At 66.7% G+C, this 18,378-nt stretch carries 19 protein-coding genes and 1 tRNA gene; 11 read left to right on the top strand and 9 right to left on the bottom strand.

Annotation, left to right across the window (positions count from 1 at the left end; all coding sequences use genetic code 11):
- Positions 1-3 precede the first annotated feature (3 nt).
- On the bottom strand, positions 4-306 hold the full coding sequence (locus AB0M22_RS12710) for a DUF1905 domain-containing protein (protein ID WP_364724697.1): 303 nt from the start codon (positions 304-306) through the stop codon (positions 4-6).
- 104 nt (positions 307-410) lie between these two features.
- On the opposite strand from AB0M22_RS12710, the gene AB0M22_RS12705 reads away from it, so the two are divergent.
- Both AB0M22_RS12705 and AB0M22_RS12700 read left to right on the top strand, forming a co-directional pair.
- Positions 411-1,631, top strand: a complete 1,221-nt coding sequence (locus AB0M22_RS12705) for an acyl-CoA dehydrogenase family protein (RefSeq protein ID WP_364724694.1) — start codon at positions 411-413, stop codon at positions 1,629-1,631.
- Complete coding sequence (locus AB0M22_RS12700; RefSeq protein WP_364724691.1) at positions 1,628-3,064, top strand: LLM class flavin-dependent oxidoreductase; 1,437 nt, start codon at positions 1,628-1,630, stop codon at positions 3,062-3,064. The genes AB0M22_RS12705 and AB0M22_RS12700 overlap by 4 nt, the downstream gene beginning before the upstream one ends.
- A gap of 36 nt (positions 3,065-3,100) precedes the next feature.
- Here the strand turns inward: AB0M22_RS12700 and AB0M22_RS12695 are convergent, their stop codons facing one another.
- Positions 3,101-3,589 (bottom strand): GAF domain-containing protein, encoded by a 489-nt coding sequence (locus AB0M22_RS12695; protein WP_364724688.1) that lies wholly within the window; start codon positions 3,587-3,589, stop codon positions 3,101-3,103.
- Between the two features lie 98 nt (positions 3,590-3,687).
- Here AB0M22_RS12695 and AB0M22_RS12690 point away from each other — a divergent pair, with 98 nt between their 5' ends.
- From AB0M22_RS12690 to AB0M22_RS12665, 6 genes are all read left to right on the top strand, one after another.
- Positions 3,688-5,073: a styrene monooxygenase/indole monooxygenase family protein gene (locus AB0M22_RS12690; protein ID WP_364724685.1), complete on the top strand. Its 1,386-nt coding sequence runs from the start codon at positions 3,688-3,690 to the stop codon at positions 5,071-5,073.
- 119 nt (positions 5,074-5,192) lie between these two features.
- Complete coding sequence (gene sfnG / locus AB0M22_RS12685; RefSeq protein WP_364724682.1) at positions 5,193-6,308, top strand: dimethylsulfone monooxygenase SfnG; 1,116 nt, start codon at positions 5,193-5,195, stop codon at positions 6,306-6,308.
- Positions 6,308-7,585, top strand: a complete 1,278-nt coding sequence (locus AB0M22_RS12680; protein WP_364724679.1) for an acyl-CoA dehydrogenase family protein — start codon at positions 6,308-6,310, stop codon at positions 7,583-7,585. Before sfnG ends, AB0M22_RS12680 begins: the two co-directional genes overlap by 1 nt.
- A 45-nt stretch (positions 7,586-7,630) precedes the next feature.
- Complete coding sequence (locus AB0M22_RS12675) at positions 7,631-8,146, top strand: NAD(P)H-dependent oxidoreductase (protein ID WP_364724676.1); 516 nt, start codon at positions 7,631-7,633, stop codon at positions 8,144-8,146.
- Positions 8,139-8,654, top strand: a complete 516-nt coding sequence (locus AB0M22_RS12670; RefSeq protein WP_364724674.1) for a flavin reductase family protein — start codon at positions 8,139-8,141, stop codon at positions 8,652-8,654. Before AB0M22_RS12675 ends, AB0M22_RS12670 begins: the two co-directional genes overlap by 8 nt.
- 144 nt (positions 8,655-8,798) lie before the next feature.
- On the top strand, positions 8,799-9,917 hold the full coding sequence (locus AB0M22_RS12665; protein ID WP_364724671.1) for a class I SAM-dependent methyltransferase: 1,119 nt from the start codon (positions 8,799-8,801) through the stop codon (positions 9,915-9,917).
- A gap of 56 nt (positions 9,918-9,973) precedes the next feature.
- On the opposite strand, the gene AB0M22_RS12660 is transcribed toward AB0M22_RS12665, so the two are convergent.
- The gene (locus tag AB0M22_RS12660) at positions 9,974-11,071 is read right to left on the bottom strand and encodes an alpha/beta hydrolase (protein ID WP_364726877.1); all 1,098 of its coding nucleotides are present in this window, start codon (positions 11,069-11,071) and stop codon (positions 9,974-9,976) included.
- Between the two features lie 477 nt (positions 11,072-11,548).
- Positions 11,549-11,619 (bottom strand) — tRNA-Gly (locus AB0M22_RS12655).
- 182 nt (positions 11,620-11,801) lie between these two features.
- Between AB0M22_RS12655 and AB0M22_RS12650 the strand changes: the two genes are divergently transcribed.
- The gene (locus AB0M22_RS12650; protein ID WP_364724668.1) at positions 11,802-12,359 is read left to right on the top strand and encodes a hypothetical protein; all 558 of its coding nucleotides are present in this window, start codon (positions 11,802-11,804) and stop codon (positions 12,357-12,359) included.
- A gap of 9 nt (positions 12,360-12,368) precedes the next feature.
- Here the strand turns inward: AB0M22_RS12650 and AB0M22_RS12645 are convergent, their stop codons facing one another.
- Positions 12,369-13,547: a serine hydrolase domain-containing protein gene (locus AB0M22_RS12645; protein ID WP_364724666.1), complete on the bottom strand. Its 1,179-nt coding sequence runs from the start codon at positions 13,545-13,547 to the stop codon at positions 12,369-12,371.
- Positions 13,548-13,759: 212 nt separating this feature from the next.
- Complete coding sequence (locus AB0M22_RS12640; protein WP_364724663.1) at positions 13,760-13,960, bottom strand: hypothetical protein; 201 nt, start codon at positions 13,958-13,960, stop codon at positions 13,760-13,762.
- 151 nt (positions 13,961-14,111) lie between these two features.
- Here AB0M22_RS12640 and AB0M22_RS12635 point away from each other — a divergent pair, with 151 nt between their 5' ends.
- Positions 14,112-15,341 carry a helix-turn-helix transcriptional regulator gene (locus tag AB0M22_RS12635; protein ID WP_364726874.1) on the top strand — a complete coding sequence of 410 codons (1,230 nt, stop codon included), beginning with the start codon at positions 14,112-14,114 and terminating at the stop codon, positions 15,339-15,341.
- A 1-nt stretch (position 15,342) separates the two neighbouring features.
- Here the strand turns inward: AB0M22_RS12635 and AB0M22_RS12630 are convergent, their stop codons facing one another.
- The 3 genes from AB0M22_RS12630 to AB0M22_RS12620 all read right to left on the bottom strand — a co-directional run bounded on the left by AB0M22_RS12630 (position 15,343) and on the right by AB0M22_RS12620 (position 17,638).
- Positions 15,343-16,059, bottom strand: a complete 717-nt coding sequence (locus AB0M22_RS12630; RefSeq protein ID WP_364724660.1) for an HAD family hydrolase — start codon at positions 16,057-16,059, stop codon at positions 15,343-15,345.
- Between the two features lie 66 nt (positions 16,060-16,125).
- On the bottom strand, positions 16,126-16,806 hold the full coding sequence (locus AB0M22_RS12625) for a phosphatase PAP2 family protein (protein WP_364724657.1): 681 nt from the start codon (positions 16,804-16,806) through the stop codon (positions 16,126-16,128).
- A gap of 58 nt (positions 16,807-16,864) precedes the next feature.
- Positions 16,865-17,638 carry an SDR family NAD(P)-dependent oxidoreductase gene (locus AB0M22_RS12620; protein ID WP_364724654.1) on the bottom strand — a complete coding sequence of 258 codons (774 nt, stop codon included), beginning with the start codon at positions 17,636-17,638 and terminating at the stop codon, positions 16,865-16,867.
- 140 nt (positions 17,639-17,778) lie between these two features.
- Here AB0M22_RS12620 and dcd point away from each other — a divergent pair, with 140 nt between their 5' ends.
- Positions 17,779-18,378: a dCTP deaminase gene (gene dcd / locus AB0M22_RS12615; protein ID WP_364724652.1), complete on the top strand. Its 600-nt coding sequence runs from the start codon at positions 17,779-17,781 to the stop codon at positions 18,376-18,378.

Here is an 18,378-nt window from a genome sequence, read left to right as displayed (position 1 = left end):
GGGTCACAGGGCGACGACCAACTCGATCCGCGCCTGCGAGCCGGCGCCGAGGTCTTCGGCGGTGCGGACCGCCTTCTTCACCGGCAGCACATAGGTCGCGCGTGACTTGTCCGGGAACAGCGAGGTCGACCAGCGGCTGGTCCCGATCGTGACGTGCACCCGGACCGAGCCGAAACCGCCCGCGAGCTGGGCATACCGCTCCTCGATCTCGTCGGCGATCTCCTCGGGCAACGAGATGAAATGCCACGACCCCATGCCGGAGTGTTCCCACACCTCCGCCGTGAACGAGTACTGCGATCCAGCCACGTCGCGACTGTAGCGGGACCCACCGACAACTCCGGCGGACCATCATTTCGATCGCGGTGCGCGCAACCCGTGAGCCGAGCACGGTGCTGCGCGATCGTGGGGTGATGACATCCCTCGAGGCCAAATCCGCCACAGACGCCGAACTGGACGCGGTCTTCGGACCGATCTTCGACCGCATCGCGCAGGGGGCGGTGGCGCGCGAAGTCGACCGTCGTTTGCCGTTCGAGGAGGTGGGCTGGCTGCGTGAGGCGAAGTTCGGCGCGCTGCGGGTGCCGGTCGAGTTCGGCGGGTACGGGGTGTCCGTGCGCCAGCTGTTCCGGCTGCTGATCGAGCTGGCGGCGGCGGAGTCGAACCTGCCGCAGGCGCTGCGCGTGCACTTCTCCTTCGTCGAGGATCAGCTGCTGGCCGAGCCGGGCCCGAGCCGCGAGCAGTGGCTGCGGACGGTGACCAGCACGCTGGTCGGCAATGCGATCACCGAGCCGGGGGTGGGCGCGGTCGACCGCTACCGCACCCGGTTGACCAAGGAGGGTGACCGCTGGCTGCTCAACGGGGTGAAGTACTACAGCACCGGCTCGCTGTACGCCGACTACATCCTGGCCGCCGCGGACCGTGACGGCGAGCGGGTGGGGGTGCTCGTCGACGCGAATGCCGAGGGCGTGCGCCAGCACGACGACTGGGACGGCTTCGGTCAGCGCCTGACCGCAAGCGGCACAACGGAATTCACCGATGTCTTGGTGTCCGAAGAGCGCATTCTGGGCCCTGGCTACGGTGCGCCCGGCCCGACCTACGCGACCTCGTATCTCCAGTTGGTTCAGCTCGCAGTACTCGCCGGCATCGCGCAGCGCGCGGAGTTGGACGCGCGGGAGTGGGTCGGTGGCCGGACGCGCAGCTACTCGCACTCCGCCGCGGGTGTACCGCGCCAGGATCCGTTGGTGCAGCAGGTGATCGGGCGGCTCTCGGCCGCGGCCTTCGCCGCGAGGTCGAGCGTGCTGGCCGTCGCCGACGTTCTCGACGAGGTCCTCGCCAGTGGCGCGAAGGACGAAAAGTCCTTGGTGGCCGCCGAACTCGCCGCCGCGCAGGCGCAGCTCGCGGTGATCGACCTGGTGCTGCCCGCCACCACGCTGCTCTTCGAGGTCGGCGGCGCCTCGGTCGTCTCCGAACGCCAGCGGCTGGACCGGCACTGGCGCAACGCCCGCACCATCTCGGTGCACAACCCGGCCATCCAAAAGGCCAGGGCCATCGGCGATCACCTGCTGAACGGCGCCGACCTGCCGTTCGCCTGGAGCGCCGGTGAACGCAAGCCGGCCACGGAGGCCGAGCGGTGACCCGCCGAATCCGGTTCAACGCCTTCGACATGAACTGCGTCGCCCACCAATCACCCGGACTGTGGCGGCATCCGGACGACCAGTCGCACCGGTACAAGGAACTGAGCTACTGGACCGAACTGGCGAAACTGTTGGAGCAGGGCCGTTTCGACGGCATCTTCATCGCCGACGTGCTCGGCACCTATGACGTCTACGGCGGCACCGACGTCGCCGCGCTGCGGCAGGGCGCGCAGATCCCGGTGGCCGATCCGCTGCTGCTCGTCTCGGCCATGGCCGCGGTCACCGAGCACCTCGGGTTCGGCATCACCACCGGCACCGGTTTCGAGCATCCCTTCCCGTTCGCCCGCCGGCTCTCCACCCTCGACCACCTGACCAACGGCCGCATCGGCTGGAACGTGGTCACCGGCTACTTGCCTTCGGCCGCAAGAAATTTCGGCGCGGACGATCAGCTCGATCACGACGAGCGCTACAACCAGGCCGACGAGTACCTGGAGGTCCTGTACAAGCTGTGGGAAGGCTCGTGGGAGGACGACGCGGTGGTCCGCGACGCGGTCGCCGGCGTCTACGTCGACCCGGCGAAGGTGCACCACATCGGCCATCAGGGCAAGCATTTCACCGTGCCCGGCATCCATCTCTCGGAGCCGTCGCCGCAGCGTACGCCGGTGATCTATCAGGCGGGCGCCTCGACCCGCGGCGTGCGCTTCGCCGCGGAGAACGCCGAGGCCATCTTCATCGCCGCGCCGTCGAAACGACTGCTCGCCCAGACGGTTTCCCGTATCCGCGGGTCGCTACAGGAGGCCGGTCGCGATCCGTACTCCGCCCGGATCTACGCGCTGGCCACCATCATCACCGACGCCACCGATGAGGCGGCGCAGCGCAAGCACGAGGAGTACCTGTCCTACGCCAGCATCGAGGGCGGCCTGGTCTTCATGTCCGGCTGGATGGGAATCGACCTGTCCGGCTATGACCTCGACGATCCGATCGGGCAGGTGGAGAGCAACGCCATCCAGTCCGCGGTCGCCGCCTTCCAGGAGTTCGACGACGACGGCCGCGAGTGGACGGTGCGCGATATCGGCCGGTGGGCGGGTATCGGCGGGATGGGTCCGGTGTTCGTCGGATCCGGGGCCACGGTCGCGGACCGGCTCCAGGAATGGGTGGACGACACCGACCTGGACGGCTTCAACCTGGCCTACGCCATCACGCCCGGTTCATTCGAAGATGTTGTGCAGCATGTAGTTCCGGTGCTGACCGAACGTGGCGCCTACGCCACCGACTACGTCCCCGGAACGCTGCGCAACGCGCTGTTCGAAGCGGGTGACCGGCTACCCGACGAGCATCGCGGCGCCCGGTATCGCGTCGGTGCGCCCGGATCCACCGCATTGCCCGACGAGGTCTCGCGCCCAGGTGCGCAGGTCGCTACGCCGAGTGCCTAGCCGCTTCCGGCGAGCACTTCGGTGCTCGCCGGAACCTCAGGACGGGAGCGCTGAAAGGAAAGCCCGCGCGACGGATTCCAGCCCCGCCTGGTCGATTTCATCGAACCGATCCGGTTTCGGACTGTCGAGATCGAAGACGCCGACGAGTTCGCCATTGTGCACCAGCGGAATAACCACCTCCGAACGCGTTTCCGCGTCACACGCGATATGCCCGGGAAACGCGTGCACATCGGGCACCAGTTGGGTTTCCCTGGTCTGTGCCGCGGTACCGCACACGCCTTTCCCGATGGCGATGCGAACACACGCGGGCTGGCCCTGGAACGGCCCGACGACGAGCTCGTTCCCGTCGTAGAAATAGAACCCGACCCAATTCAGTTCGGGCAGCGCGTGGAATACCAGCGACGACAGGTTGGCGGCGTTGGCGACGCGGTCGTGCTCGCCCGCGACCAGCGCCTCCGCCTGCGCGACGAGCTGCTGGTACTGCTCGGTCCGGTCTCCGGTCAGATCGGCAACGGTGAACGACATGGCCCGAATGGTACGCCAGGGAAAACTCCTGTCTGCTCATTGATTCTCGCTGATCGCAACACTCACGAGGGCCACGTCACAGCCCGGATGATCCGAACATGACAACGCAGAATTCCGTTCCCCGTTCCACCCGTTCGGCCGCGGTAATCGGTGCCGGCCAAACCGGCGTCACTGCGGCATTAGGCTTGCTCGACGCCGGATTCGACGTCACCCTCTACAGCGATCGCGATCAACGCGCACTGCGCGACGATGTGCCCGCCACCGGCACCGCGCTCGAATTCGGCGTCACCCAGCAGGCCGAATCCGCGCTCGGACTGGACACCTACACCGCGCGGGCGCCCCGGCACTCCGGGCTCAGCGTCCGCATCGCCGGACCGGACCGCGCCGAATTGATCCAATTCGACGGCAATTTCGACGGCTACGTCGGTATCGCCGTCGACACCCGCCTGAAGGCCGACGAACGCCTCACCGCGTTCCTGGAACGCGGCGGCCGCTTCGTCGTCGAGCCGGTGACCCCGGAATCCCTCGACACGATCGCCGCCGCCAACGACCTCACCCTGGTCGCCACCGGCCGCGGCGGACTGTCCGACCTGTTCCCGATCGACGAGTCGCGCACCCCGTACGATGCCCCGCAACGTTCGCTGCTCACCGTCACCGTGACCGGAATCGGTTACGACAAGGACGTTTTCGCGCACCGCAGCCCGGCCGGCGGCGGGCACAGCGGCTTCTCCATCTTCGCCGAGCAGGGCGAGGCGTGGTGGGGCCCGTACCTGCACAAGGACGCGGGACCGAGCTGGGCGTTCCTCGGCTGGGCCCGTCCGGGCAGCGAATGGGAAACCCGTTTCGCCGCAGCCGATTCCGCCGAGTCCGCGCACCGGATCGTGCAGGACCTGTACCGCGACTTCATCGATTGGGATCTGCCCGAGGTGCTGGCCACCCAGGTGATCGCCGACGACCCGCACTCCTGGTTGAAGGGCGCGGTGCGGCCGGTGGTCCGGGCCGGCGTCGGCCGGACCTCGGGCGGTCACGTGGTGGCCTCGCTCGGCGACACCTCGGCCGCCTACGACCCGATCGCGGGTCAGGGCGCGCAGAGCGGGCTGATCCAGGCGCAGCGGCTCGTCGCGGCCGCCGCGGTGCACGAGGGCCCGTTCGACGAGGCCTGGCTCAGCGAGCAGTACGCGGGCTTCCTCGCCGTGCGCGGCGACGCCGCCAACAAGGTGACCCGGCTGTTCCTCGGCGACCCGGAGCTGGCCGACATCGGCAACACGCTGTTCGCGGCCGCGGCCGTCGATCCGAAGTTCGCCGCCGCCCTGGTCGGCCTGTTGCATCACCCGCAGCCGTTCCTCGCCGTCGACTCGGTGGCCGCGGCCAACGCCTTCATCACCAGTGTCACCGGCGAAGACGCGGAAGCGCTGCTCGGCCGCTTCGCGCCCGCCGGAAAGTTCGACCGATCCACCTTCGCGAACACCCTCACCAACGCCTGAGACCCGAACATTCCCAGCACCGCGATCCGATCGCACAGATTCAAACCCTCGTGCCGGTCGGGTCGCGGTGCTGGAGTGGGAGGAGATCGACGGCTACCCCCGACCCCATGGAGCAAACAATGACCACGGAGCAGATTGCCGAAGAGATCAAATTCGCCTACTGGGTGCCCAATGTCAGCGGGGGACTGGTCACCAGCGAGATCGAACAGCGCACCGGCTGGGATTTCGAGTACAACAAGAAACTGGCGCAGACCGCGGAGAACAACGGCTTCGACTACGCGTTGTCCCAGGTGCGCTACACCGCGTCCTACGGCGCCGAGTTCCAGCACGAGTCGACCTCGTTCAGCCTCGCGCTGCTCGGCGCGACCGAGCGGCTGAAGGTGATCGCGGCCATCCACCCCGGCCTGTGGCACCCGGCGGTGCTGGCCAAGTTCGGCGCGACCGCCGACCACCTGTCCAACGGCCGCTTCGCCATCAATGTCGTATCCGGTTGGTTCGCGGGCGAATTCACCGCGCTCGGCGAGCCGTGGCTCGAGCACGACGAACGGTACCGGCGCAGCGCCGAATTCCTCGAGGTGATCCGCAAGATCTGGACCGAGGACGACGTCAACTACGGCGGCGACTTCTACCGGATCCGCGACTTCACGCTGAAGCCGAAGCCGCTCAACACCCCCGAGCGCCCGAATCCCGAACTGTTCCAAGGCGGTAACTCGACCGCGGCCCGGCGCAACGGTGGCCGCTACGCCGACTGGTACTTCTCCAACGGCAAGGACTTCGACGGCGTCACCGAACAGCTCGACGACCTGCGCGAGGTCGCCAGGGCGAACAAGCGCGAGGTGAAGTTCGGCCTGAACGGCTTCATCATCGCCCGCGACACCGAGAAGGAAGCCAAGGACACCCTGCGCGAGATCGTCGACAAGGCGAACAAGCCCGCGGTGGAAGGGTTCCGGGACGCGGTGCAGCAGGCCGGTGCGTCCACCAAGGACCGCAAGGGCATGTGGGCAGACTCGTCGTTCGAGGACCTCGTGCAGTACAACGACGGATTCCGCACCAAACTGATCGGCACGCCGGAGCAGGTCGCCGAGCGCATCGTCGCCTACCGGCAGCTCGGCGTCGACCTGATTCTCGGTGGCTTCCTGCACTTTCAGGAGGAGGTCGAGTACTTCGGTGCGAAAGTGCTTCCGCTGGTTCGGGAACTGGAGGCCGCACGACGGCCGGTCGCGGCGGTCGGCTGATGACCGCGGTCACGGCCGATCGGATTACCTCGGCCGCACAAGCGTTTTCGGTCGCGGAACAGCTCGCGGCCGAGTTCGGTTCGGGTGCGGCCGCCCGCGACCGTGACCGGATATTGCCGCACGAGGAGGTGGAGCGGCTCGCGGCCGGCGGGCTGCTCGCCATCACCGTGCCCGCCGAGTACGGCGGCGCGGACCTGCCGCCGAGCGCGGTGGCGGAGGTGGTGCGGATTCTCGCCACCGCCGATCCTAATATCGCCCAGATTCCGCACAGTCACTTCGTTTACGTGAATCTGGTGCGGCTGGCCGGCACCGAGGAGCAGCGCAAGCGCTACTTCGCGCAGGTGCTCGACGGCGGCCGGATCGCCAACGCGCAGTCCGAACGCGGCGGCGCGACGATCGCCGACATCGCCACCACGGTCCGGCCCGCCGGGAACCGATTCCGGGTCGATGGTCGCAAGTTCTATTGCACCGGTTCGCTGTTCGCGAATCTGCTCGCCGTGCTGACCAGACTGGACGATCCCGAAGGGCACAGCGGGCTGGAGCCCGGGGAGTACATCGCTTATCTGCCGGCGGATTCCGCGGGTGTGCAGATCATCGATGACTGGAACGGCGTCGGCCAGCGCACCACCGGCAGTGGCACCGTCGTGTTCGAGGAGGTGCTGGTCGAGCGGGATCAGCTGATCCGTCGTTCGGCCGCCGTGCAGGCACCCACCGGTTATGGCGCGTTCGCGCAATTGCTGCACGCGGCCATCGACGCGGGTATCGCCAGGGGCGCGCTCGGCGCGGCCACGGAGTTCGTGCGCACGTCGAGTCGCCCGTGGTTCGAAGCCGGTGTCGCCAACGCGGCCGACGACCCCCTGGTGATCCAGCGGTTCGGCGAGCTGTCCGCCGCGGTGACCGCCGCCGAGGCGACCCTCACGGCCGCCGGTGCGGCCGTCGATGCGGCCACCGTGGGCGCCGCGCAACCCCCCGAACAGGGGCTTGCCGGATTCGAATCGCGTGGCACAGTGGAAGACAGCGAACAGGAGAATGCCGCCGGTCGGGCATCGCTGGCGGTTGCCGCGGCGAAGGTGCTTGCCGACCGAGCGGCCATCGAGGTGTCAAGTGCTCTGTTCGAAGTGGGCGGAACACGCAGTGCCGCAGCGGAACTCAATCTGCATCATTTCTGGCGCAACGCGAGGACACATACCCTGCACGATCCGATCCGATGGAAGTACCAGCATCTCGGCCGTGCGCTGTTGCACGGTACCGCGCCACCGTTGCACGGCGTGATCTGACCGGTTGCCGGTCGAAACAGCAAGTGATCGAGAAGGATACGAACAGTGACAGTGACGGTCGTAGTAGGCAATCCGAAGCCCGCCTCCCGCACCTTGACGGCGGCCACGCTGGTCGCGAAGGGGCTGCGTCCCGAGGTGGAGCCCACCGTGATCGACCTGGTCGATTTCGGCGCCGCCCTGCTCGGCTGGGGTGATCCGGCGGTCGGGGCGGCGGTGCGCACCGTATCCGATTCGGAGCTGGTCGTTTTCGCGAGTCCGACCTTCAAGGCCACCTACACCGGGCTGTTGAAACTGTTCCTCGAGCAGTTCGACGGGGGGACCGGACTGGCCGGCGTGCTCGGTGTTCCGGTGATGCTCGGCGCGGGACCCGTGCACGCGTTGGCGCCGGATCTGCTGCTCAAGCCGGTTCTGGTCGAGCTGGGTGCGACCGCGGCGCTGCCCGGCCTGTACCTGTCGGATCGCACGTTCCAGGAAGACGGCGTGATCGATCGCTACAGCGACCGCTGGCGTTCCGTCGCGCAGGCGCTGGCCGTCACCGCGGAGGTGCCGAATCATGCATGAGCTCTTCGAGTTTCCCGCCGACGGCAGCGGATTGCGCAGCGCCTTCGCCAATTTCCCCAGCGGTGTGGTCGCGGTGTGCGCCGAAATCGACGGCACGCCACACGGTCTCGCGGTGAGCACGTTCGTGCCGGTCTCGCTGGATCCGCCGCTGGTGTCGTTCTGCGTGCAGAATTCGTCCTCGACCTGGCCCAAGCTGGCCGCCGCCGGTCACCTCGGCCTGAGCCTGCTCGGCACCGATCAGCAGGAGGCCGCGCGGACGCTCGGCGCGCGCAACGGCGACCGGTTCCGCGGCACCAAGCTGCACCGCGGAACCGGTGAGGCGGTCTTCATCGAAGGCGCGTCCGCCTGGATCGAGGGTGTGCCGGAGGCGCATGTGCCCGCGGGTGACCATGCGGTCGTCATCCTGCGGATCCATCGCATCGCCACCCGCACCGATGTCGATCCACTTGTGTTCCACGGCAGTCGATTCCGTCGGCTGGATGCGGAGGCCAGGGAGCTGGCCGGGTGAATCGGGGGTAATCGCCCCTGGTCGTGGCGGTTTTGCGCGGGTGTGCGAAACTGGAATGCATCTATTCGGAAGGGTCGGTCATGACTTTGGGCATGGTCGCGGTGCACTCCGTGCCCCTGCCTGCTCGATCACGAGGAGTCGCCGATGTCCATGATGACCTGGACCGAAGCCGATACGGTCCGAACCGTCCCCTGGCATTCCGAAAGCGCGACGCCGGCGCCGACCCGGATCATGGTCGCCGACGACCGGATGACCGCGGAGACCGCGTACCGCCTGGCCTGTGAAGGTACAGCGCTGCTGTGGCGCGGTGACTATCACAATGCTCGTCAGCTGCTTCAGGCCATGACCCGCCGCGTAGCCCGGAAAGCGCCTGGAACAGGCGATAGTCCGGCTGAGACGTTCCGGTTGCAGCGTAGGGCGCGTAATCATCGTGCGCGGGTGCTCGGGAAGTTGCTTGTTCAGCTCGAGGGGGATCACGCACTCGCGCTGCGTCGTGCGCCCGACGTGCGTAGTGCGTGTGACGACGTGTACGGGCCGACTGGTGAGCCGATGCTCATCGCCCTGACCGAGTTGCTCGGTGTGCTCGGCGCGGCCCAGTGGCGGGAAAAGGGTGTGCAGATACCGGCGCTGGACGCCCATATCTACCCGCACTACGGGGTGTTCTCGCCGATTCGCGGCGAATACGTCGATCTGGTCGCAGGCACGGCGCTTCCGATTACGCATCGCACTGCCTTCGACCTCGGGACCGGCACCGGAGTGCTGGCCGCGGTGCTGGCTCGTCGCGGGGTCGGTCGTGTCGTCGGGACCGACGACAGCCCGCGTGCCCTGGCCTGCGCGCGCGAGAACATCGACCGGCTTGGTCTGGCCGGGACCGTCGACATCGTCGGACCTGCCCTTTTCCCGGAGGGCCGCGCTGACCTCATCGTCTGTAATCCGCCGTGGCTACCGGCCCGGCCGACCTCTGCGATCGAGCATGGCGTGTATGACCAGGACAGTGGCATGCTCCGTGGATTCCTCGCCGGGCTCGCCGACCATCTCGAGCCGGATGGTGAAGGCTGGCTGATTCTGTCCGATCTGGCCGAGCATCTCGGATTGCGGACTCGTGACGACCTGCTCGCCATGATCGAGTCGGCCGGGCTGCACGTCATCGACAAGACCGATACGACGCCGCGCCATCCGCGTGCGCAAGATGCTTCTGACCCGCTGCATGCCGCGCGTGCTGCGGAAGTCACTTCGCTCTGGCGGCTGGTCGTCTCGCTATAGCGACGAGTGGTGGCGGACCGCTCTCGCGTTCCGCCACCGTTACGTGCCGACCTCGATCACGCTGCGGGGCAGCGGGTTTGCGGGATCGTCAGGTTGATGAGGTACTGATCGGCGGCGCTGGTCGTGCACGGCGAACGGTCGTAGACGCCGTGTCCCCAGCCTTCGTAGGTCAGCAGGGTCGCCTTGGGCGTGTTCTTCGCGACGCCCTCCGCCCACTCGTGCGGCGTCGCCGGGTCGTGCAGCGAGTTGATGATGAGTACCGGCGGCCCGTCCACGATCTGCGGGCGATGCGCCGGGTTCGCCGGCGGGATCGGCCAGCCGGAGCACAAAGAGCCTGCGCCCCAGGCGAAGTGGGTGCGTAGCGGCGCGGAGTTGTCGTTCTGTTCGCGCCACAGCTGCGTCCACTGGTCCTGGTTGGCGATGTCGAAATTCCAGTCCGAGCAGACGGTGATCTCCGGCATCGGTGCGGGTTTGCCTTGCAGCTGGGCCGTGGCGGGCGGCAGCGGGCTACCTGCGGGCTGGTCGGCCAATGCGCGCAGATCCGTTGCCAGCCGGGACCATTCGGGACGATAGAGCCGCTGGATGATCTGTGCGTTCAGGTCGAACGCTCCGAGCGGCTTGGTCGCATCGGTGGGGTCACGCAGTTCACCGCGTGCGGCCTTGGCGTACAGATCGCCGAAGACCTGATCGACCGAGGTGCCGTGCAGCGCACATTGCGTATCCCGTGCACACCACGCTGCGAACTCGCCGAAAGTGTCCTTGCCCGCTCGTGCTTCGCCGGCCAGGAAAGCCCGGCCGTCCAGACTGTGATCGTCAACGCTGTCCAACAGCATGGCGCGCAAGTGTTTCGGGAACAGCTCCGCGTACGCCTGCGCGGGCATCGTCCCGTAAGACCGGCTGTACGTACTGATTTGGTCCACCCCGAGCGCCAACCGCACCGCCTCGACATCCCGCGCGATACTCACCGCATCGAGATGATCCATCAACGCCCCGGTGTACTGCCGACAGCTCGCTGCGAGATCCCTTGCGTACGAATGCACTTCATCGATCCGCCCACCCAACTCCGGAATCAGATTCGGCCGATACTTGACCAGCCCCGCATCACACTGCACCGGATGACTCCGCTTCACCCCACGCGGATCGATACTGACAATATCGAACCGCCCCCGCAGCTCCGCGGAAACTTTCCCCCCTCGAGGATTTCATCCACCCCCGACGACCCCGGCCCACCCGGCAACGAAACCAATGTCCCCACCTTCGCCGCCGGCTCATCAGCCCGATCCCGCACGACGGCGACCGCGATCGTCTCCCCATCCGGCCGCGCCCAGTCGACTGGCACAGTGACTGTGCCACAATCGAATTCAGCATTCTCCGAACACGGCTGCCAACTCAGCGAAGCACTCGGCGTGTCCTCCGACGAACAGCCGGCCAGCACCCCCGTACCGAGCCCCGCGGCCAACCCCACAACCAATACAGTGCGACGAAACATGCCCCAGATCGTCGGCCCACCGCGCCCACACCCACATCACCCCACCGAGCCACCCCAGCTCCCCCTCCGGTACTGCGCGAGCGGATCAGGGCAAAGAAAAAGCCCCGCACCAGTGTCCCTGGCCAGGGCTTTCGCTACAAAGAGCCGATGACGGGAATCGAACCCGCGCTGTGTGCTTGGGAAGCACAAGTTCTACCATTGAACTACATCGGCGGACCTGTGAAGGTACTCCCGAGACTTTAGCAGAACCATCCACGAGCCGGGAAAAGTCCTGGCAGATCCCCCTGACCTGCGCCGATGAACGCCCACTGTGGACGGCGTCACTATGGCAGCCTCACCTGGTCGACCCCGATCCCCGGATAGCGTCTAAATCGATACCGCCTACCAGCGCCCCTATGATCGGCCCCGTGGGGAACTTACAAACGTCCTGGGGTGTGGGCATCTTGATGGTCGGTCTGGTGTTGGCGGGCTGCGGTAAAGATATTGCGGCGGAGCAGGGTTGGCGGGATGTCGATCCGTGTTCGCTGGTTGATGCGGCGCAGGTGGAGGCTTTGTCCTATAACTCGAGCGGTGACGTGACCGCTCCGCAGCGCGTCGATCGGACCAAGACGGCGGCGGCGGATGTCGACAGCATCGGTTGCCGCTGGGGCGATTACGTGACGGTGAGTCTGATCGATCGCAATTACGGGTCGGGTTCGCCGGTGTCGCGGATGGAGCCGGGCATGTTGCCGTCCGTGCGCACGATCGATGTTGGTGGAAAGTCGGCGGTGGTAACCGAGGAGAAGGGAGGCATCTGCAATGCCTCCGTGTTCTACGACGACGCCCGGTTGAGCGTGACGATCGCTCCGGCCACGTCGAAGCGGACAGTCGATCTGGACGACACCTCGACGGCCAGTTGCGATGCTCAGCAACCCTTGATCAAGTCGATCCTCGACCGAGTGAAATTGTCCTGATCAGGCGCGTCAGGTGAGTGTCTCCTGGAGTGCCGCGATCCACGGCAGCCAGCGGGGGTCGGGGCCGGCTACGTCGTCCCAGATCATGTTCGTGCAGGTGTAGCCGATGGCGATGCCGGACTCGGGGTGCGCGAAGCTGAGGCGGCCGCCGGTGCCGTTGTGGCCGAAGGACCCGTCGCCGAGCATGGCGTGGGCGGGGCCGTTGATCTCGTAGCCGTTGGCGAAGCGGTGGGTGACCGGCAGGATGTCCAGGGGTGCGGGGCCGCGCAGGCCGTCGGTTTGCGGTTGCCGCGCTTGGTCCGCGGTCTTTTGGGAGAGCAGGCGGATGCCGTCGACCTCGCCGATCGTTGCGGCGTACAGCCGCGCCAGGGAGCGGGCGTTGCCGATCGCATTGCCTGCGGGAACCTCGGCGGCGTGCCCTTCGCGGGTGTTGAGCAGCGCGATCCCGTCTTCCCGGGTCTCGACGGCCGCGAGGAGGGTGCGAATCAAGGGCGCGTCGACATCGATCCCGATGTTGGCCAGAACCGATGCCACTTGCGCGGCCGTCGGCTGCTCCTTGCGACTGAACTGCGGAACGACGCGGTGCTCCTCGCTTTCCGGCAGCCCGATCCACAGGCTCAATCCGAGCGGCCCGGCGACCTCGGCGGCGAGGAAGTCGCCGACGCTCTTGCCGGTGACCCGGCGGATCAGCTCGCCGGCCAGATAACCCCAGGTGATGGAGTGGTAATAGAACGCGGTGCCCGGCTGCCACAGCGGAGTCATCGCCGCGAGAGCGTCGGTGCACATCGTCCAGTCGGTCAGGTCCTGGGCGCCGATCGCCGACTCCGGGTCGAAACCGGGCAGCCCGGCGCGATGCGCGAGCAGTTCGGCGACGGTGATATCGGCCTTGCCACCGGCCGCGAACTCCGGCCAGTACTCGCGGACCGGGGCGGACAGCTCGAGCTGCCCCCGTTCGACCAGCATGTGCACGCAGGTCGCGGTCACCCCCTTCGACACCGACATCAGCACCGACGTCGATTCCCCGTCCCAAGCCTTACCGGAAATCGGGTCCTGCCCCGCCCACAGATCGACGACAACGCGCCCATGCCGATAGACACAGAGCTGCGCCGCCCCCTCGTCACCGCTTTGCGCCTGCGCGAACGCCGCACGAACTCCCTCGAACCCCTGCTCGACCAACCCGTCCACCACGACCACGCCTCCTCGACAGACTCCGGTGGGGCACCTCGAAACCCACGAAACCCCCTCGACGCCAAGACATTATTCGACGGACCTCATTCTCGGCGGATCGAGCGGTCTTCGCGGAGCATCCGGCAGCACCGGCACGGCGCCGGTCTCGGTGTCGCATACGGCCGAGCGCCACGGGGTCGCACAGCCGAGCGCCGTGGGGGGTTGGGCTGCGCTCAGCGGTCTCGCCGAATATTGCTGAAAAGAGCAGTGGTGGAGAGGAATACCGCCGAGGCCGTGTACCAGTCGGTGAGAAATCCCGTGATCGCGAATAGTCCCGCGCTCAGTATCAACGCGGCCAGCGGAACGATCATGGACCCGGGATAGTTCGACGGTGGGCCCGGCGTGCTCTGTGCGGCGGAAGGATTATCGGTCATCGTTTGTCATCCATTGCGTTCGTGTGCACGTTCATTCGGATAGGTGCAGCGAAAATTATTCTGTCCCTTGCTCATATGGTGACAACGTCGAAAGCGGCGCACCGTCAACTATTTGACGGTCTCCCAGCCGAACGGCAATACACTCGGAGGGGTGGCTACAAGCAATAACGCCGCATCAGCTGTCGGCTCGCGGATACGGCACGCTCGACGAAGTAGAAGGATGAGCCAAGCCAGTCTTGCGGGGCTCGTCGAGCGCTCCGAGTCGTGGATGCGGGGCATCGAGGCCGGTCGGATCCATCTGGACCGATACTCGGTGATCGACCGCCTTGCCGATGTGCTCGAAGTAGAGGTGTCTTGGCTGCTCGGGGAGCCATTCGCGCCGAGTCGAGATGTCGGGCACAGCGCGGTCCCCGCGCTTCGCACCGCGCTGCGCCGCACCAGCTTGTGCTTGTCCGAGCACCCCGGCCTGCATCCGGTGACCGCTCCGATGCTGCTGACCGACTTGCGTGTGGAGGTCGACCGGATCACTCGGCGCCGGCAGGCGGCAAATCTGCTCGAGGTCATGCGGCAATTACCCGGCTTGACCGAGTCGCTGAACACTGGCGCTCTACTGTCATCGGGACCCGAACGGGATGTGGTCGACGGGCTGATCATCGAGACATCGCATGTTGCTCGTATGGTCCTCAAACAGCTCGGCTATCCGGACCTGGCTTGGACCGCGGTCGAGAACGCGGCGACCGCTGCGGCCAGGCTCGACGATCCGCTGATGAGCGCGTGCTCGGCGTGGGATCGCTGCGGAGCGCTGTTGGGCCCGGATACCGTCGACGAGGCGCTCACCGTCGCCGAGGCCGCGTTGACCGAGCTGCAAAAACTGATGTCGACCCCGACACCGCAAGTACTTTCGCTCTGGGGAGCGTTGCACCTACGGTGCGCCGTAGCAGCGGCACGCCTGCACGATGCCGCGAACGCCTGGAAATACCTTGCGGAAGCAGAGGCGGTCGCGACTCGGCTCGGCGTCGACCGCAACGACTTTCAGACCGTATTCGGGCCGACCAACTGTGAGATTCACGCTGCCGAGATCGCCGTGGCACTCGGCCAGCCTGACATCGCCCTCAAACATCACGGTGGCCTCAACCTGGCAGGCGTGACTTCGAAGGAGCGTCGCACTCGCTACCGCATCGAAGTCGCTCGCGCCCATGGCCAGCTCAAAAATGATGCGGCTGCGGTCCACCAGCTCCAGCAGGCTGCCTTCCTCGCACCGCAGTATGTCTACAACCATCCGACAGTGCGCGATCTGGTCGCTGAGCTGCGCGGTCGAGCGCAGCCCAGCGCAGTTGACGTGGGACTCTGTGCGATCGAGCGCGCGATGAGGCGCCCTTGAATCAGCCAGAAGCGGCCTCTACAGACCGACCCTGCCTGATCCCGACTGTGTTCGTAACCAGGTGGAGTTGACGTTTTTCATGGTTGGTCAGGGCGGGGACGAGCAGGGTCGGCATTCCGACGGCGGCTGCGGCCCCGTCGCGGGTGAAGCGGTCGCCGACCATGAGGGTTTGCTCCGCAGGAGTATCGAGTTCCTTCAGCATCAGTTCGAATATCGCGGGGTCGGGCTTCTGGATTCCACGCTCGCCCGACAGCACGAAGGCGTCGATCGACGCAAACAATCCCGCTTCGGCGAACTCTGGGCGGATATCGAAATGGATGTTGCTCAGAATGCCGATCTTGCAACCTTCGTCGCGCAGCGCGGCGAGTGTGTCTGCCGCGTCGACGGCGAACATGTTGTATTTCGGATCGGAATCCACCGCGAACAGCGCCTCGGCGAGGCACGTGTCGAGCCCAGCGTCCGCGAACACCGTGTCGAAGGTCTCTTTGTGTCGTTTGTAGCTGGTATTGCCCTGCGGGCACTGAAGGCGGTTCGGTTCGCCAGCGGCCGTCCGAATATCGTGGAGAAGTGTGTTGACCGCCTCATCGCTGTCGTCGTGGTCGACCCGGCGTAGCGCCTCTCGGGCCCAGTCTTGCGGAGTCAGTTCCGAGACGAGTGTGCCCCGCCAGTCGAAGACGACCGCACAGATGTGATCGGGGCATGAGTTGGGTGCTGGCACGAGGGTGAAGGCTAACGGTGCGGGCGTCGAGTTCGGTATGCGGCGCACCGGCTGGATCTTGTAGCGCTAGTGACCGGCGGCGCCACTATCTTGCCGTTGGGCCAAGTATAGGTAGGCGCCGAAGCACAGGATGACCCACAGTGCGCCGAGCGACCAGCCGCCGAGCACATCCGTCGACCAGTGGACCCCCAGGTAGATGCGGGAAAGACCCACTGCGGCAACGAAGATGGCGGCAGCGATGGCGGCGACCCAGCGGGCGGCAGGCTTGCGCAGCCGAGGGATCAGCAAGATGGCGAGGGTACTGATCACGACGATCGAACCGAGGCTGTGTCCGGACGGATAGGCGAAATTCGTTTTGACGATGAGGTGATCGACAATCGGCGGTCGCGGCCGGGCAATGAGGTTCTTGCCGCCGTCCACCAGCACCCAGGCGCCGAGGCCGGTGACGACGATCAGTGCGGCCTCGCGGCGGTACCCGCGGGTCGCGAAGGCGACCAAGGCCACCGCCGCCAGGATGGTCATCGCGACGGTGCCACCGAGGTTGCTGACTATTTTCGCGAGCGGTGTCAGCGTGCCGTTGCGATGCGCGACGGCCCAGTCCGCGATCGGAGTGTCGATCGCGGTGAGCCCGTCCTTCCCGATGACGTTGCTCGTCAATCCGACGGCGAAAGCGGCGAGTACGGCGGCCGACACGGCGAGTGTGTGGACCAGATTCCAGCTCCGGCCCGGTGGGGAATTCGTGGTCACCCATCCCACGATCCCATCCCGACGCTGAGGATTGGCTGAGGAGCGCGACCCGCGCGCGTCAGAACATGCTGTAACCGCCATCGATCAGCAGGGTGTCGCCGGTGTGATACGAACTGGCCGGGCTGGCCAGATACACCGCGACCGACTCGAAGTCGGTCGGCCGTCCCCACCGCTTCGCGGGAATACGCGGCTGCACCCGATCACGGAACCTGTCCCACCCGAAAATGCCGTCGGTCATCGGGGTTTCGACCCATCCGGGCAGCACCGAGTTGGCCCGGATGCCGTGCTTGCCGAGTTCGACGGCGATCGAGTTCATGATGGCGATCAACCCGGCCTTGCTCGCCGCGTACCCCTGCCCGCGCGGAACGCCTTGCCGGGCAGCGAGACTGGCGGTGCCGACGAGGCTGCCGCCGTCGCCCTGGGCCACCATCACCTTCGCGGCCTCGCGCAGCGTGACGAAGGCGGCGTCGAGGTTGATCGAGGTGATCCGGCGGAACTCGGCGAGGTCCATCTCCAGGAACGGCGTGACACCCTGCGGCACACCGGCATTGACGAAACACGAATCGATGCGGCCGAGTTCGTCGGCGGTCCTGGCGATGGTGTCGATCACCTGTTGCTCGTCGCCGACGTCGCAGGACAGCGCGAGCACCCGCCCGCCGTAGGCCCGCAGGATGTCGGCGGCATCGGCGTTGCGTTCGGGGTTGCGGCCGACGATGCAGACGTCGGCGCCGGCCCGGGCGAGTCCGCGGGCGAAGCCGAGACCGATGCCGGAATTGCCGCCGGTGACGACGGACACGTGGCCGGTCAGATCGAACAATGATGCCTCGGTCATGCGCTCATCCCTTCGGTCGCGGGCCTCGGCGCCCGAACGAATGCGAGAGTATCGGCCTCGCTGACTCGCCGCGCGCCGAAAAGGCGCGCACCCGCGTAGCGCCTGACGAGCGCGCACGAGCAGGCGCTACGCTGCTCGGCGTGCTGCTTTCCGATCGTGACATCCGTGCGGAGATCGCCGCTGGGCGTCTCGGCGTCGAGCCGCTCCTGGAGAGCCTGATCCAGCCGTCGAGTATCGACGTGCGGTTGGACGGGATGTTCCGGGTGTTCGACAACTCCCGCTACACCCACATCGATCCCGCGCAACGCCAGGACGAGCTGACCAGCCTGGTCGAGCCCGCCCCCGGCGAGCCGTTCGTGCTGCACCCAGGCGAGTTCGTGCTCGGCTCCACGCTCGAGGTGTGCTCGCTGCCGGACGATCTGGCGGGTCGGCTGGAGGGCAAGTCGAGTCTCGGCCGGCTCGGCCTGCTGACTCACTCGACCGCCGGTTTCATCGATCCCGGGTTCAGCGGCCACATCACGCTCGAGCTGTCGAACGTGGCCAACCTGCCGATCACCCTGTGGCCCGGCATGAAGATCGGCCAGTTGTGCCTGCTCCGGCTGACCAGTCCGGCCGAGCACCCGTACGGCAGCGCCACCACGGGCTCGAAGTACCAGGGACAACGCGGTCCGACGCCGTCGAAGTCGTACCTGAACTTCCCGCTGCCCGCCGAAATCGTGGACGCCGCGAAATCCCGCTAG

It is taken from the genome of Nocardia sp. NPDC051756 (genome assembly GCF_040681495.1).
In the GTDB taxonomy this organism is placed as follows: Bacteria; Actinomycetota; Actinomycetes; order Mycobacteriales; family Mycobacteriaceae; genus Nocardia.
The sequence above is the reverse complement of the archived record's forward strand: the minus strand, read 5'-3'. Positions and strand labels throughout refer to the sequence as shown.